Below are 15,558 nucleotides of genomic sequence, written 5' to 3'. Positions count from 1 at the left end.
CATTTAGGGTTGTCTTGAATAAAGTGGGGGGATTGCTTGGGGCTGTTTGTGAAAGCATCCAAATGGGGAGCCGGGGTTAGTGAGATTGATTTTGGGTTTTAATGACTGGCGCAGAATTTAAAATTATGTATCAAAACAATTCACTATCTCAGGTCGACGGTGAATTGATGTGCGTCTTATTTGGCAATTTTATTAGGTTTGCATTGTTTCGCTATAACTTTTGGGGACGGGCTTTTGCTTCCTTTGGGCACAAAAAAACCGACCTGTGAAAGGTCGGTTTCTTTTTAATATATATTGGAATTGGCTATGAAACGCCTTTTCCTCGAACTGCTTTTGCAACAAAACTTAGTACCAACAGAGCAAGGAAGATGAAGAATAATATTTGTGCTATTCCAGCTGCTGCGCCAGCAATTCCACCAAATCCGAATAAGCCTGCGATCAAAGCAAATACGAAGAATACGAGTGCCCAATTTAACATGTCTATCTCCATTATTGTCGGCTCTAAAGTGGCCGTGTAAATAATAAACGCGCTATATTGAATTACGTTCCATCTTTATTTATCGAATGTTTGGTAAGATATATTGGAACTGAATTTAGTATTGAGCGTATATTATACATGAAAATATATGCTCTTATAAATACTCAGTCTGGTAGTGTTCCACATAACGCTGAAGATGCTTTGTCTGCCCAATTAAAGAATTTGGGAAAAGACGCTGAAATCTTGGCCGTTACTGGTGCGGAACTAGAAAATGCGCTTGAGAAAATAATGCAAGCATCTCCTGATTTGCTGATTGTTTGGGGCGGAGATGGCACGCACGCAATGAGTTTAAAAACAACATCGAGCCTAAAAATTCCTGTTATGCCGCTTCCTGGCGGGACGATGAATCTCCTTCCCAAAAGGGTGTATGGAGATGATTGCCAATGGAAAGATTGTCTTGCTACGCTTGCTCATCCGCACGAGATTGTATCGTTAAGTGCCGGTAGAATTGAAGAACATTTCTTTTATATTGCTGCGAATGTGGGCCCTTTGAGTGAACTTTCTGCTGCTCGAGAGTGCATTCGGGAGGGAGAAATTGTTGAAGCTGTGAAGAGTTTGATAGAAAGTGATGTCGGAAATTTTGAAGAAGGTTTCACTCTTCGTAACAAAAATTTGGATTTTGTGACTAAAGCAAATGCTTTTGGTGTGTTTGTACCAAAAAGTGCTGGTGACCTGTTTCAGGTGATCAGTGTAGATCCTGATAATTTTATCGACGCTGCGGCGACTGGAATAACCGCTTGGGTTAATGGCGTTCGTGATGCTGTTGGAACGCATGTTCATTCTCTAAAAAAGGGTAGCTTCAAATCAGAGGATGGAAACCCAATATCTGCAAATATTGATGGTGAACTCGTAGAATTACCGTCAGGTTTTGAATTTGATCTTCAGAGGGATGCCGGATTTGTTATGCGGAGATCAAAATGACAGTTTTAGTCCATATGGCAGATTTGCATCTAGGTACTGAAGATGTGCGTGCGATGGAAATTGCCAGTCGAGAGATTAAGCAGTTAAATCCAGATGCGATAATTGTTGCGGGAGATTTAACTCAGTCTGGAAAAAAGAGCGAATTCATACTTGCATCTGAATGGTTGTCGCAATTTTTGATACCAAAAACAATTGTACCGGGAAATCACGACACACCTTTGATAAATATGTTTTCACGCGTTGTACGTCCATTTGGACGTTTTGATAGATTGTTCGCGCGGCATTCCAATCTACAAATTGATGATACTCATATTGCTGGATTGAACACAGCGAGAGGTTGGCAAGTTCGGTCCAACTGGGCGGAAGGTTCTGTGAACTCAGAAGATTTGAATGAAATTCTAGATTTGCAGAAAGTTGCAGATCAAAAATTGAATATCATTGCATGTCATCATCCGTTTCTACCTATTCCTCATGTGCCGATGCGAACGCGGACAATTCGGGGTAGAAAATCCAGTGAAAAGATAGCTGCTCGAAACGGCAGGAGTTTGATGCTTTACGGGCATGTTCACACACCAGCTGCGCACCGATTTGAACATGGCGATGGACATTATTATGGCGTCACTTGCGGGACGCTTTCTACGCGCACGCGCAATGCGCCTCCAAGTTTTAACATTATCAATATCTCTGATGCTGAGGTCGAGGTGCAAGCCATTTCAATTGATGAACTTAAAGTGAGTTCACATCAATTAATTCGGTTTTCTTTGGAACCTTAAATCGCGTCAGCCGTTAATTATACAGGATACTAAAGAGGAGAAATATTATGAATATCAAGACTCTTTCAATTTCAGTTGCCGCTGTTGGTTTGCTAGCAGCGTGTGGTGACAATGATGGGACTATGGAGAATTACGGTGAAAAACTAGATTCTCAAATCGAAGATACCAAGTCTGAAATCGACGAAAAAATGGACGAACTAAATGATGCTGGTGATGATCTGCAGGACAATGCAGAAGAAGCCGCTGATGAGGTTGCGTCAGAATTTGATGAAGTTGGTGATGAGCTCGAAGAGCAGATCGACGACAATAACAAATAGAGGGTATTATGACAAACACAGTATTGAAAGTTGCTAATTCTGAGTTCGATAGAAATACCGGAATTAGTGATGAAAATAGAGAAAAACTAGCTGAAGCGTTGGGTGTTGTACTATCCGATACCTTCATGTTGTTTATAAAAACACAGGGCGTGCACTGGAATGTGACGGGGCCAGCTTTTGTAAGCATCCATGAGCTAACCGAAGCTCAGTATGGAAACTTATACGAAGCAATTGATGAAATTGCAGAACGTATTCGTGCATTGGGTTTCAAGGCACCAGCGAGTTACGCAAAATATGGTGAGCTTTCTGCCATCGAAAGCGAAGATGAGAACAAAAGTGCTGATGAGATGCTAGAAATGCTAGCAAGAGATCATGAGACCACGATCACTAATATGCGCGCTGCCATTGAGTGGTGTGAAGGTAAAAAGGATTATGTCACAGCAGACATGATTATTGCCCGCATGGCATGGCATGAGCAGGCTGTTTGGATGTTAAAGTCCATACGTCAGAGCTAGTATTATCTGCATAAACATTAAACCAGTCGGTCTGGTTTTATGATCCAATATAAAAACCCCAACATAGCGCAAAGCCATGTTGGGGTTTTTGTGTCTGGTCTTTTCTGATGAACACGTAAGACCTAAGATCATACGCTGATGGGCGCATCCAAGATATTCAAGCCTTATGTTTATGTGTATAAAACAAGACTTAGTTGTTGCTAAGATTATAAAGCAGGCTCTGTGTCTGGGACTGAATTAGATCTTAGATGAATCTTGATCTTGCACAGTTACGCGTACTAGAAATCCGTCTTTAGTCGCTTCCTCCTCAAAACTGCCGCCCATCTGTCTTGCGAATGCGAGCATTAGTTTTTGTCCTAGACCTGTGCCAGAAGGTGTTGTGTTTTTATCTATTTCGCTACCAATACCATTATCTTCGATTTGAAGGGTAAGACCTGTTTTTCCAATGTGTTTGAGCGCAATATGGATTTTGCCTCCTTTACTATCAAAAGCATATTTCATGCTGTTTGTGATGGCTTCTACAATAAGGAGAGCCAAAGGGATGGCGTCATCTGAATTTCTGGTGAAACTGTCAATGTCACTGGTTATAGTTACATTTGCGGTGTTCGCGCCCAAAGCTTCTTGAAGGTGGGAGATCAATCCGGTTAAAAACGGATGTAAGTCTACATCTGACAAGCGTTCATTCTGATAGAGGGTTTGGTGCACTATGGAGAGAGCATCAATACGGTGGCGTGCAGCCTTAAGTGCCTCTTTAGCGCTATTTTCTTTGACCTGCCGGCTCTGTAGATTCAAGTAGCTTGTCACAATCTGTAGATTGTTTTTCACACGATGATGAATTTCTTTAACAGCGGCATCTCTTGTTTCAATAGCCTGTTTCAGAGATTCATCTCGGACTGATATTTTACGGGCCATCGCTTCCATTGAAATGGCAAGATCTTCCAATTCACTTGGTGCCTGTTCGAAGCGGGTCGCTTCCATATCGTAAGCTCCGCGACCATAGGCGAGGGCTAGAGCGCGCAACCGTGTGAGCCAACGCAATAAAATTCGGTCTAACGCCAACCATGTGACAAGAAGAGTCAGTGAGAATGCCATTAAGGGGATACCGATTATAGCGGCCGGCCTTAATGTAAACTGACTTAATAATCCAGGAGAGGGGGCAGAAATGATCGCATATAGATTTTGACCTCCTAGCTTGGTTACGACAATGTCCAAGCCTTCGATGAAGGTGTCATCTTTGAAGAGCAAACTTTGAGCTTCGGTTTCGTCAATGGCTTCTTGCCACTCTTCGCGTATTTCCTTGAAGCGTGTGGAGCCGAAAATTTGGCCATTATTATCAAAAACACCGATATCCGTGTCTTTTGGTAGGGATGTGTTTTCAATGAGATTTACAATGGCAGTCGTGTTGAGACCAAAAGTTGAAGCCCCGATAAAATTGTTTTCTTCATCTCGACTCGCGAGTAATATAGAAAATAACCAGTCCTTACTTTCACTTCCCCAGAAAGCTTCCGTTCTTAAAACGCCTGAATTGTGCTGAACTTCGTCAATCCAGTTTGTGTCATATACTTCAAATCCAGGTTTGCCTCTAGCGTTACATAAGGCTTTCCCGTCAGCGTCAAACTGAACGACATTTGAAACAAGTGATGTGCCAATTATCACCTTTTCAAATGTCTTCTCACATTGGTTTTTTTCTATCTCTGGCTGGAATACAAGAAGTAATGATTCAGCCTGTTTGATAGCTTGCTCGACACTATCAGTAGCGCGATCAGAGATGGTAACCAATTCTGATATTCTAGCTTTTTTTGCATTATTTGTATCAAACAATGTCTGCACAAGAGCGATGAGCAAAATTGGAGATAAAGCCAATGAAAGAATGAATAATATTTTTACGCGTATTGAGCGCTTTAATTCATCAGTTTGTGCTAGTTGGCTGTGCGGCATTTATAAGCTCATCTGCTTGATTTACGATTTCTTCAAATGCTTTAGAGCCATTTAGTTTATCATCATCGGTATAGCTGGCACTATTAGATTCAATAATTTCGATTAATGCGATGCGCCCTCGGCTAACACGGCTTTTGATAGTTCCTGTCGCACAATTACAGATTTCAGCAGCTTCTTCATATGATAATCCACCAGCGCCGACGAGAATAATGGCTTCGCGTTGATCATCTGGGAGGCATTGCATCGCATTGCGCAGAGTTAGCAATTCCATGTTATCTTCAGGATTGTCGGCGGAAGGAATAGTTTGTTCGGCAACTTCGCTATCTAGCGGCTGCGAGCGCCAATCACGGCGTTTGTCAGAATAGAATTGATTGCGTAAAATCGTGAACACCCATGCTTTTAGATTTGAGCCCGCTTCAAAGCGATCTCTTGCTTTCCAAGCTTTCAGCATGGCTTCTTGCGCCAGATCATCACTTGCAGCGGCATTACGTGTTAGGTTGCGTGCGAATGCGCGCAAATGGGGGATGAGTGATGCAAGTTCTTTCTTGAACTCTGCATCAGATAAGTTCGCTATGGAACTAGTCATTATTATGCTCATCCTTTGCGTTATCTATGGATTCTAAAAGGGATAGAAAATCATCGGGGATATCTTCCTCAACGACTTCATCATACATACGCTTAAGTCTTGCGCCGATTTTTTTTTGCCTGACTTCTTCTTCGTTAGTGAGGCCCGGTTTTTCGTTTTCGGATTTTTTCATATTACCTACCGTTTCAGGTGACTTTGTATTCACTGTTATGAGTTGAACGTGTGATTTTGAAAATAGTTCCAAAAAAATATCAAAAATATGGAACTATTTTTTTTCTGGTGCGTATAATTACCAAAGCATAAGCAAAAAGAGAGTTTTGAATATGAGCTTTACCAATGATTTCGGACCGCATTTGCCGTTTCTTAGACGGTATGCACGCGCACTGACCGGATCTCAAACAAGCGGCGACGCTTACATTAAAGCATCTCTTATGGCGCTCGCGGGTGATCCCAGCCAGGTAGGGGAATATACAAACGCAAAATTGGCACTGTATAAGTATTTCCATGTCATATGGTCAGAAACAGGTGCCAAGCTTCAGGGGGATGATGAACTTGCATCAGATACGCCTGATTTGAAACTTCAGGCTCTTGCGCCCGTTGAACGTCAAGCCTTTTTGTTGACGGCCGTAGAAGGTTTCTCGGTTGATGAAGCAGCAATCATATTAGGTGCAACTGGGGATGAAATCTCATCTCTCATACATGCGGCTCAAGCCTCTATTGAGGCTGGCCTTAAAACGTCGGTTATGATTGTGGAAGATGAACCGATCATCGCAGCTGATATTGAAAGCCTCGTAGAAAGCATGGGGCATGAAGTAACCGGAATTGCAACAACGCGTAGTGAAGCTATTGAGCTTGCTAAAAAGCAAACACCCGGCCTTATTTTGTGTGATATCCAGCTAGCTGATGACTCTTCTGGAATTGATGCTGTTCATGATATTTTGGGTGAAATTGATGTGCCAGTTATTTTTGTAACGGCATTCCCAGAACGATTGCTCACTGGTGAGAAACCAGAACCAACTTATCTTGTGTCGAAACCATTTCAGGAAAATACGCTTATCGCGACGATTGGACAGGCGTTGTTTTTTCACCCTGCAAATAAGCAAAACTAAACACAATAGAGTGGAACAAAATTGCGGCTCAATCGTTGATAGAGCATGCAAAATGATAAACCATTCCGTTCTGTCTTAGATGACATAGAAAACAAGTCAGATAAATCTGACACAAACCTGAAAAGCCTCATTGAGGCTTTTGGGGCAAAGAGTTTCGGGCCGGTTTTAACCTTGATTGGTTTGCTGGCCCTTTCTCCGTTTGGAGCTATTCCTGGTGTTCCTGTTGGGCTGGCGATTGTTACCATTTTAATTGCTGGTCAAATAATTTTAGGACGGGACCATTTGTGGCTACCTGATTTTATCAATTCTATGAAATTGAAAGCAGGTACAATAAATAAAGCCGATAAGAAAATTGGAAGAATACCTGACTTCCTTGATAGTTTATTGCAACCGCGTTTGAAGTGGGCCGTCGGTAATACGGCTGTGAAACTAGCTGCGGCTTTTTGTATTTTACTATCACTACTCATGATCCCCCTTGAAATTGTTCCGTTCGCAGTCGCGATTCCGGCTGCTGGTCTCGTTCTAATTGGACTGGCTTTGGTCGCGTCAGATGGAGTTTTCATGTTGGGAGGCTTTTTCGTCGGGATAATGAGCCTGTTAAGTGTGTCTCTTCTTATTTTTTAAATAAATATTGGAACCGTTTACTGATTAGATCGTTTAGTTAGTAGTTAACAATCAAGCAAAAGGAAATAGATATGTCAGTCACTAAAATGAAAGATAAAGTCATGTCAGAAGTAAAAGATGAAAAATCTCTTGACCCATACTTATCTGAGTTGAGTTCGGATGTTTCTTCTTTGCGGGATGACTTCGCTAAACTTGTTTCTCACATTGGTGATCTAGCTTCAGCATCATCTGAGAATGTTGGTGAAAAGGGTGAGCAATTGTTTAACCATGCACGTGAAGGTGTTGAAACAGCCTCAGAAGATGTGAAAGGTCGCGTCAGACAGCGCCCACTAACAGCCATTGCTCTAGCCGCTGGTGCCGGTGCTCTTATAGCTGCGCTTAGCAGGAAATAATAATGATGGATCAAGCAAAGAAACGCTTGCTCGCTGCAGCCTTCGGAGCCTTGTTTGGCTTCGTCGGTTTATGCGGATTGTTAGCCGCCAGCATCATAGCCTTGCAGGTTTATGTCGGACTGTTGCCTGCTAGTTTGATCGTAAGCGCAATTTGTTTGTCCATAAGTTTTGGCGGCCTTTATCTGTTCCTCCAACCGAGCAAGTCTTCTGAAGAAGAAATGAGCGATATTGAGGAAGAGGCTGCGGACCTTCTGGCCGACTTACCTGTTGATGCTGCAAAGAGCATGATCCGTAAACACCCAATCGCAATGACTTCGATCGCGGTGCTTGCCGGTTATTCTTTGGTCACCAACCCTTCGGGTACAACACGCCACCTTCAACGCATTTTGATGGGGCTTATTTAAAAATAGCATGAATAAGGATGATATCATGAACACGACAATCAAAACATGTTTGCTAGCTGCATTTACATTGGCTTTGACAACAGCCTGCAACACCGTCGAAGGTGTTGGTAAAGATGTTGAAGCAGTTGGAGAGAAAGTCTCTGAAACGGCTGATGCAAACAAGCCGGAATAAATGATAATATTTATTGTTTAAAAGGTCTCTTCCATGCGGAAGAGACCTTTTTTTGTGGAACTAAAAGCGACTTAATTCGTTCTAATTGTTATAGATTTTTAATTAGGACGCTGTCACATGTTAAGTGCATTTCCCGTATATTGTCGTACACCAAAACCTGAAACTCTTTTGAAAGAGTTTAGAGCACCTTTGGATTTTCTGGGAGTCTTTGGGGCAATTGATGAATTAAAAAATCTTCGGTCTGGGGATGGGCGTAAAATTATGCTTCTGCCTGGCTATACTGTCGGGCCAGCTTATTTAGCGCCTCTTGAAAAATATCTAAATTGGAAAGGGTATGACGCATTTGAGTGGGGCTTAGGGCGCAATGATGGTGATTTTGATAGCTATGCATGTGTCATCGGCGAAAACTTAAAGCGCGAATTCTACGAAGATGGTCAAAAAATCACTTTGGTCGGTCACAGTTTAGGTGGTGCGATAGCGCGGGAAGTCGCGCGTCAGCACGGAGAATATGTTCAAGAGGTTATTACCCTTGGAACCCCAATTGTTGGAGGGGCTAAATATACTATTTTGGCTGAGCAATATGCTGCGACACATGGCATTAATATCGAAGAACTTGAAGAAGAAGTACACCGTAGAAATAGTGAGGGCATTAGATGTCCAATTACAGCAATCTATAGTCGTGAAGATGGCTTTATTGATTGGAGAGCGGCACGCGATATTTACAATGCACAGGCTCGCAATATTGAAGTGACATCATCACACATGGGAATGCCATTAAGTGCCCCGGTTTGGAAAGAGATATCTAACGCTCTGACGCGCAATACGCCCAATAAAAGAAGTCAGAATTTGTTGAATTAGATTGCAACTAAAACTGCTCTGACACGTTTAATTTATATAGCAACCATGGAGGATATTGAAGATGATTAACAACACAATTGACACACTGAATGATGTAACAAAAATGTTGATCGACAGCCAAAAAGGTTACGAAAAGTCAGCCGACATTGTTTCAGATAAAGTGTTTTATAAAACCGAGTTTGAGCGCCGCGCAAAACAGCGAGGTAACTTAGTGTTGGAATTTCAGGCAGAAGTTCAGCGTCTTGGCGGTGATTTTGAGACAAAAGGTGGAGTAGTAGGTGCAATGCATCGTGCTGGTACAGATATTTCTAGCCTGTTTCAGGATAATGAAAAAGCTGCATTAGAGGCGATTGATGATGGTGAAGAAAAGCTCTTTGATACGATTAAGTCAAAAATCAAAGATGATGAGCTGACACCATCTGCGATACAGCTTTTAAACAAAGCTATGTTGTCTGCACGTGAAGGTGAGGCTTTTGCTGACCGATGGTCAGAGAATGCATAGCATCTATTAAATATAGACATTGAATAGACGGATATTAGCCGCCCTCAGGGGCGGCTTTTATTTTGTTGCGAAAAAAAGCAACTTTCTTGGGAACCCGACTGATTGTCAGACGTTAATCAAACGTAAACAAACAGTCAGGAAATCCAATGTTTTCGTGGTCCAAACAAAAATTTACAATTCTCGCCGTGGTTTCTAGTTTAGCTGGAGCGCAATTTGCGTCAGCTGAAATTCAAATGGCCGATCAATGTGTAGATCCAGAAAACATCATTCCTGTCGTGTTTGATGATGGGAGCTTGTCAGGGCGATACGCGATACCTGATAGTCGCGGACAGGGAGATTTTTCTTCTGCTTGGATCGTATCGGAAAAAGAACTAGATGCCATTCCTGTTTGCGGTGAAGTTGAGTCGGAGGATGTTAAATACACTCCAGCAACATATGAAGATATTCCTGAACCAGCGGATACGACTGACCAAAGCCAGCTATTGTTTTGATAGTTTTTTTGCCTACCGTATATATTTACAAATTATTGTAAATTTTTCTGTGTGAAGGTTTCAAATAAAGCTTGTCGCTTACCGGTGAAGCCTTAACAGTCAGAAAAACGGCTAATAGCAAGAAGACCACTATGCCTCATACACCTTCAATTGAGCCACTTTATGCCTTTGATGTCTATAAGGACGGGCGGGTTCATAAATTATCAAACGATGAGCTTTCATCCCCGAGAGATAAAAGTCTTTCTTATCGTTGGGTACATTTAAATTTAGAAGATACCGGCATTCGAAAATGGATAAGTGACAATGTCGACGAAATAGCATCTCTTTCGCTTACCTTAGAAGATACGCGTCCACGTGCAGTTCAGCATCAAAATGGTGTATTGTTGAATCTCAGGGGGGTGAACCTGAATCCCGCTTCCGATCCTGAGGATATGGTCTCCATTCGAATGTGGATTGAAGACGGGTTTATTGTTTCTGTTCGGGCGCGGCGGCTCATGGCGGTAGTGGGAATTCGAGAATCCATTGAGGCAGGCAATCCACCACGAAATGTCGGTGAGTTTTTGACAGAGCTTTCAGCTCAACTGATTTCTAGAATGGATCCTATTATCAGCGGTCTTAGCGATAAAGTTGATGAATTAGAGGAGATCAGCCTTGAAAGAACTGATGGGCTGCGATCCGAATTAGCACATTTGCGCCGTACAACGATTATGTTGAGGCGCTATATCGGACCACAAAGAGAAGCTATCAGCCACCTTGGTGTTACGAATACGGCGTTTTTTACGGATGAAGGAAATCACATTCTGCGAGAAGTGGTTGATCGTATAACGCGGATGGTTGAAGAGATGGATGCAGTGCGTGAGCGTAGTGCGATTCTATATGATCAATTGTCTGATCAGCGAGCTGAAGAAATGAACCGGAATATGCTGGTGCTCTCAGTGGTAGCAGCTATTTTCTTGCCCCTTGGGTTTTTGACGGGGTTGTTGGGGGTAAATATCGCAGGCATTCCTGGGGCGGATTACCCGCTAGCTTTTGGTCTGTTTTGCGTTGCTCTCTTAATGATTTCATTGGGCCTCTTGTGGTGGTTTCGTAAAAAGAAGTGGATATAAGACTGTATGCGTTTTTTGTTGATATTGCTTGCAGCGACATTTTTTAGTTGCGCCTCTTTTGCTCAAATCGACCAAGCGTCGCTTGATAGTATTGATGCGCGTGCTAAACGGCTAAATACAATTTCTGTGGATTTGCAAACCGAGAATCCAGATCTGCTTTCTCTTCGCGACCTTATTCGAGACTTAAAACGCGAAGCAGAAAATCAGACGGCACCTTTTAGAACCAAACTCGCTGAAGTTACGTCCGATCTAGAAAGATTGGGGCCAGCACCAGCTGATGATATGCCTACTGAGGCGTCTGATATTTCAGAAGAACGCATTAGATTGAATACTGAGCTATCCCAGCTGAATGGTATTTTGCGTAAATCAGATTTGAACATGGCTGAAGCCGATAGATTGCTTCAGGAAATTTCTAAAACTCGAAGAGATCAATTTTCATCTAATATTTTCGAGCAGGATGAAACCATTCTGAACCCGACATTATGGAAAGAAACATTTGGCGCGGTACAAGAAGATGCGGCTGCATTAAATAACGGGTTTAGAAGCTGGAGCACGGCCCAACTTGAAAAAGGTCAGGGACTAACGACTTTGCTCGTGCTTGGCTTTTCAGTACTGGTTATGTTGGTGTGCTTTTTGCCGCTACGAAAACAATTGCGCAATTTTATATCTAAGCGACTGGAAGGGGTAGAACCACATGGTTCCCGCAAAGTGCTTGTGTTGGCGGCTTATACTTTAGCACGAATGCTTCCTGCTCTTATTGGTGGCTGGATATTTTATCAAACATTGCATTCACTAAATGCAATTCCATCTGCTGCAAATACTCTATCTCAGACAATATGGTTGGGGTTTGTTGGTCTTGTGATGGTGGATGGTGCTGCAACAGGAATTATCGCACCTTACGCGCCTAATTGGCGGATTTCATCACTGAAAGATGTCTCTGCTTTCAAGTTACGGGCATTAGTGTTCATTGCGGCCTTCACCATTATTTTTGAACGCATCCTAATTGAAGGCATGCATTTATCGGGTGGGTTAGGAAGTGTGCACACGCTTCTGACGAGTATCACAACTATTATATTGGCTGTGATTTTGTATTTGCTTTGCCAATCTTCTCTTTGGACGAATAAAGCAAGAGCTCTCGATGAACCAATTGAGAAACCATGGCCGCGTACTCGTTTTGTTGGGAAGATGTTGGCGATTGCATCTGTCTTGATGGTGTTGAGTGGGTATGTGAATTTTGGACATTACCTCACAACAAGCACATTCTACCTTGCAGCGCTGGCTGCTGTTACATGGGTTGTGCGCTCTCTGTTTAGGGAAATCGTGCGATTGTTTGATGTGCGATTTACCAATCCTGACAATGCAGAAAGTGAACACGATAGTGTGCTGTTTTATTGGATCGGGTTTGGAATTGATGCTGTTTCGGTTTTGCTGTTTATTCCTCCGGCATTGTTGTTACTTGGTGCCGAATGGGCAGATGTGCGCGATGGCATAAGCGATGCGTTTGTTGGTATTCAAGTTGGAAGTTTCAATTTTTCGATTTTAAAAATTCTAACTGCCATTGCGCTCTTCTTGGTCGTTTTGTCTTTGACGCGTATGTTGCAACGTACTGCTGAAACACGCGTTTTCCCTCAGTCTCGTATCGATTCTGGTGTTCAAAATTCTTTAAAAACACTGATTGGATATGTTGGTTTAACGATAGCATTGCTTTTGGCGATTAGCGCTGTTGGGTTTAATCTGGCAAATCTAGCTATTATTGCTGGTGCGCTGTCTATTGGTATCGGTTTTGGACTTCAAAGTATTGTCAGCAATTTCGTATCTGGCCTTATTCTTCTATTTGAGCGTCCAATTAAAGTTGGTGACTGGATTGTTACCACTTCAGGGGAAGGGTTTGTCCAGAAGATCAGCGTGAGGTCCACTGAGATTGAGACCTTCGATAAAGCAACAGTTATTATCCCCAATTCAGAACTGATATCGGGGGCTGTTACCAATTGGACCCATAAGGATAAAATTGGCCGGGTCATCATTAATGTCGGTGTGTCTTATGATGCGGACCCTGAAGAAGTCATCGCGCTATTGGGCACTATTGCAGATGAACATCCGCAAATTCTAAGTTATCCTGTTCCTATGATATATTTTGCCGATTTTGCAGATAGCTCACTTAATTTTGAATTTCGAGGATTTATCAGCGATATCAAAACGGGATTGAAAATCAGGTCTGAGCTTCGGGTTGCGATATTCAAAAAGCTGAAAGAAGCTGGTATTGAAATCCCATTCCCGCAACGGGATTTACATATCAAAACAGATAAGGGTGCTTAAGATAGACCTTCCTAATCATCTTTATTGCGTTGGTTTAAAAAGTCACCCTGAAGTTGGTACATTCGAAGGGCATCCTGATAGGCGCCGTCAACAAAGAATTCTTTGATGAGATGACCTTCTTCTATGAAGCCTGTGCTTTTGTAGATGTGAAGTGCACCTTCATTTTCTGTAGAGACTATGAGGTAGACTTTGTTCAAGTTGAGGATGCAGAAAGCGTAATCCAGAGCCAGTCGAGTGATTTGTCTTCCAAAACCTTCACCTTGATGACTAGGGGCAACAATGATTTGAAACTCTGCGCGGCGGTGTATGTAGTTTATTTCCACAAGCTCAACCAGACCTAGCATGTCTCCTGCTTCATCTTCTGCGATGAAACGGCGTTCTGAGAGGTCGTGTATGTGTTTTAGATAAAGTTCTTCAAGTTCGACAAATGATTCATAAGGTTCTTCAAACCAATAATTCATAACGCGCCGATTATTGTTTAGCTTGTGGACGAATTGCAGGTCACTTTTCTCTAATGCCCGTAGAGTCACAATTGTTTCAGTCATGGCTTTGGGTCTCCAAAGGAAAATATTGAGCTAAGCACCAAGTAATTGGGGCATGAAAAAAGCTGCTAGACTTAGCACCAAAAAGAAGCCCGCCATGTCGGTCACTGTTGTGAGAAGGGGGCCACTTGCAACTGCTGGATCTTGTCCGAAACGTTTCAGGAGGATAGGTACGATACCCCCAATGGATACAGCAATTACTGTATTGATTGCGAGTGCCAGTCCGATCACAAGGCCTAAATAAGCATTGCCTTTCCATATCCAGGCGACCATGCCTATGAGGAGGCCAAGAACGATACCGTTCACGATGCCTATGGAGGCTTCCTTTAACCAAACGCGAAAAACGTCCCTAGAGGTAACGAGGCCTAGAGTTAGCTCGCGCATGCTTACACCAACCGCCTGATTTCCTGAACAACCACTCATATCCGATACCATGGGTAGAAAGATAGCTATCGCGATGACAGCGGCTAGGGTCTCTTCATAAGCTGAAATAACACTTGCAGCGATAATGTTCAAAACGATGTTTGCAGATAGCCAAGAAAGGCGTCTTCTGGAGCGAAGAAGAAGCGGCATTGAGCGCAATTCATCCCCGACAATACCTTGGCGTTTTAGGCTTTGCATTTCTGAACGTTCATGCAGCGCTTCTTCAACGGCACTGCGGGAGACGACACCTGCAAGTGAGCCATCTGCCTCGACAACGGGTAGACCTAGAAATGAATGCTTATCAAAAAGGTCGACGAGATCATCTAGAGGCGTTGATACGAGGACAGTTACAGCTGGCACCATTATCGAGGACAGAGATGCCGATCGTCGAGATGTAATCAGGCTCCTCAGCGAGACCACACCTATAGGTTTGTTGTCTTCATCAATGACATATGGATGCTGGCCGCGTAATCGTTCGTCTTCTTCTTCCTCTGACGCGAGCTGCAGCAGAACTTGAGAAATTGAATCGCTCTGTCTAAAGGTGAAAACCTCAGCAATCATAAGACCGCCGGCAGTGTCATCATCATAGGCCGCCAATCGCCGAACATCTTGCGCATGTTCTGAGGTCATTTCGGCAAGGATTGCTTCAGCTTCTTCCTGATCCATTTCACCGATCACATCGGCTTGAAGGTCAGACCCAAGAGTATCCATAATCTCGGCGGCTTTGTCGGCCTCTAGGCGTTCGACAAGATCCACCGCAACTTCATTGGGTGCTTCTTCAACTAATTCTGCCGCAATTTCTGACGGCAGTATGGTGATTAGATGATCGCGTTCTTTTGCTGAAAGTTGAGTGACTGCTCTAAGGCTTTCACTTGCAGATAAGAGATCAAAAAACGCGATCAGACCGTCTAGGTCTTCATCCGTTAGAAGTGATCGCAATGACCGCTCAGGAATATTTGGTAGTGTGGAGTTTGGTTCTTCTTCCTGAAGGGGTAGGGTCATTTTGTGTTCCCAATTGAGTTTTGAGGATC

Annotated in this window: 20 protein-coding genes; 14 read left to right on the top strand and 6 right to left on the bottom strand. The window is 43.0% G+C overall.

The window, feature by feature from the left end; all coding sequences use genetic code 11:
- Positions 1–304: 304 nt before the first annotated feature.
- Entirely contained in the window at positions 305–478 is a 174-nt protein-coding gene (locus tag HBAL_RS10235) for a DUF1328 domain-containing protein (protein WP_015827873.1), read from the bottom strand.
- Positions 479–616: 138 nt separating this feature from the next.
- Here HBAL_RS10235 and HBAL_RS10230 point away from each other — a divergent pair, with 138 nt between their 5' ends.
- From HBAL_RS10230 to HBAL_RS10215, 4 genes are read left to right on the top strand one after another with little or no spacing between them, the layout of a single operon-like run.
- Entirely contained in the window at positions 617–1,459 is an 843-nt protein-coding gene (locus tag HBAL_RS10230) for a diacylglycerol/lipid kinase family protein (RefSeq protein WP_015827872.1), read from the top strand.
- On the top strand, positions 1,456–2,232 hold the full coding sequence (locus HBAL_RS10225; protein ID WP_015827871.1) for a metallophosphoesterase family protein: 777 nt from the start codon (positions 1,456–1,458) through the stop codon (positions 2,230–2,232). The genes HBAL_RS10230 and HBAL_RS10225 overlap by 4 nt, the downstream gene beginning before the upstream one ends.
- Positions 2,233–2,279: 47 nt before the next feature.
- Positions 2,280–2,549, top strand: a complete 270-nt coding sequence (locus HBAL_RS10220) for a YtxH domain-containing protein (protein ID WP_015827870.1) — start codon at positions 2,280–2,282, stop codon at positions 2,547–2,549.
- Between the two features lie 8 nt (positions 2,550–2,557).
- Positions 2,558–3,064, top strand: coding sequence for a Dps family protein (locus tag HBAL_RS10215; RefSeq protein WP_015827869.1), 507 nt, complete (start codon positions 2,558–2,560; stop codon positions 3,062–3,064).
- Positions 3,065–3,301: 237 nt separating this feature from the next.
- Here HBAL_RS10215 and HBAL_RS10210 read toward each other — a convergent pair whose 3' ends face one another.
- The 3 genes from HBAL_RS10210 to HBAL_RS10200 are packed head-to-tail and all read right to left on the bottom strand — an operon-like array spanning position 3,302 to position 5,760.
- Positions 3,302–5,002: a sensor histidine kinase gene (locus tag HBAL_RS10210; RefSeq protein WP_015827868.1), complete on the bottom strand. Its 1,701-nt coding sequence runs from the start codon at positions 5,000–5,002 to the stop codon at positions 3,302–3,304.
- Positions 4,974–5,588, bottom strand: a complete 615-nt coding sequence (locus HBAL_RS10205; RefSeq protein WP_015827867.1) for a sigma-70 family RNA polymerase sigma factor — start codon at positions 5,586–5,588, stop codon at positions 4,974–4,976. Before HBAL_RS10205 ends, HBAL_RS10210 begins: the two co-directional genes overlap by 29 nt.
- On the bottom strand, positions 5,581–5,760 hold the full coding sequence (locus HBAL_RS10200) for a NepR family anti-sigma factor (RefSeq protein WP_015827866.1): 180 nt from the start codon (positions 5,758–5,760) through the stop codon (positions 5,581–5,583). The genes HBAL_RS10205 and HBAL_RS10200 overlap by 8 nt, the downstream gene beginning before the upstream one ends.
- A 151-nt stretch (positions 5,761–5,911) precedes the next feature.
- Here HBAL_RS10200 and HBAL_RS10195 point away from each other — a divergent pair, with 151 nt between their 5' ends.
- The 10 genes from HBAL_RS10195 (at position 5,912) to HBAL_RS16380 (ending at position 13,562) form a co-directional block, all read left to right on the top strand.
- The gene (locus HBAL_RS10195; RefSeq protein ID WP_015827865.1) at positions 5,912–6,697 is read left to right on the top strand and encodes a response regulator; all 786 of its coding nucleotides are present in this window, start codon (positions 5,912–5,914) and stop codon (positions 6,695–6,697) included.
- A gap of 45 nt (positions 6,698–6,742) precedes the next feature.
- The gene (locus HBAL_RS10190; RefSeq protein WP_015827864.1) at positions 6,743–7,321 is read left to right on the top strand and encodes an exopolysaccharide biosynthesis protein; all 579 of its coding nucleotides are present in this window, start codon (positions 6,743–6,745) and stop codon (positions 7,319–7,321) included.
- 71 nt (positions 7,322–7,392) lie between these two features.
- Positions 7,393–7,713, top strand: coding sequence for a hypothetical protein (locus HBAL_RS10185; protein ID WP_015827863.1), 321 nt, complete (start codon positions 7,393–7,395; stop codon positions 7,711–7,713).
- A 2-nt stretch (positions 7,714–7,715) separates the two neighbouring features.
- Positions 7,716–8,117 carry a hypothetical protein gene (locus HBAL_RS10180; RefSeq protein WP_015827862.1) on the top strand — a complete coding sequence of 134 codons (402 nt, stop codon included), beginning with the start codon at positions 7,716–7,718 and terminating at the stop codon, positions 8,115–8,117.
- A 25-nt stretch (positions 8,118–8,142) separates the two neighbouring features.
- On the top strand, positions 8,143–8,289 hold the full coding sequence (locus tag HBAL_RS10175; RefSeq protein WP_015827861.1) for an entericidin A/B family lipoprotein: 147 nt from the start codon (positions 8,143–8,145) through the stop codon (positions 8,287–8,289).
- Between the two features lie 117 nt (positions 8,290–8,406).
- Positions 8,407–9,147: an alpha/beta hydrolase family protein gene (locus tag HBAL_RS10170; RefSeq protein WP_015827860.1), complete on the top strand. Its 741-nt coding sequence runs from the start codon at positions 8,407–8,409 to the stop codon at positions 9,145–9,147.
- Between the two features lie 61 nt (positions 9,148–9,208).
- A complete protein-coding gene (locus tag HBAL_RS10165; RefSeq protein WP_015827859.1) occupies positions 9,209–9,649 on the top strand; it encodes a PA2169 family four-helix-bundle protein in 441 nt (146 codons plus the stop codon).
- Positions 9,650–9,795: 146 nt separating this feature from the next.
- Entirely contained in the window at positions 9,796–10,140 is a 345-nt protein-coding gene (locus HBAL_RS10160) for a hypothetical protein (RefSeq protein ID WP_015827858.1), read from the top strand.
- A gap of 131 nt (positions 10,141–10,271) precedes the next feature.
- Entirely contained in the window at positions 10,272–11,246 is a 975-nt protein-coding gene (locus HBAL_RS10155) for a zinc transporter ZntB (protein ID WP_015827857.1), read from the top strand.
- 6 nt (positions 11,247–11,252) lie between these two features.
- Positions 11,253–13,562 (top strand): DUF3772 domain-containing protein, encoded by a 2,310-nt coding sequence (locus HBAL_RS16380; RefSeq protein ID WP_015827856.1) that lies wholly within the window; start codon positions 11,253–11,255, stop codon positions 13,560–13,562.
- A gap of 11 nt (positions 13,563–13,573) precedes the next feature.
- Here HBAL_RS16380 and speG read toward each other — a convergent pair whose 3' ends face one another.
- Positions 13,574–14,107 carry a spermidine N1-acetyltransferase gene (gene speG, locus HBAL_RS10145; RefSeq protein ID WP_015827855.1) on the bottom strand — a complete coding sequence of 178 codons (534 nt, stop codon included), beginning with the start codon at positions 14,105–14,107 and terminating at the stop codon, positions 13,574–13,576.
- 30 nt (positions 14,108–14,137) lie between these two features.
- Positions 14,138–15,529: a magnesium transporter gene (mgtE, locus tag HBAL_RS10140; RefSeq protein ID WP_015827854.1), complete on the bottom strand. Its 1,392-nt coding sequence runs from the start codon at positions 15,527–15,529 to the stop codon at positions 14,138–14,140.
- Positions 15,530–15,558 lie beyond the last annotated feature (29 nt).

The organism is Hirschia baltica ATCC 49814, from assembly GCF_000023785.1.
GTDB lineage: Bacteria > Pseudomonadota > Alphaproteobacteria > Caulobacterales > Hyphomonadaceae > Hirschia > Hirschia baltica.
Note: the sequence above shows the minus strand (reverse complement) of the source record. Positions and strands in the feature narration are given on the sequence as shown.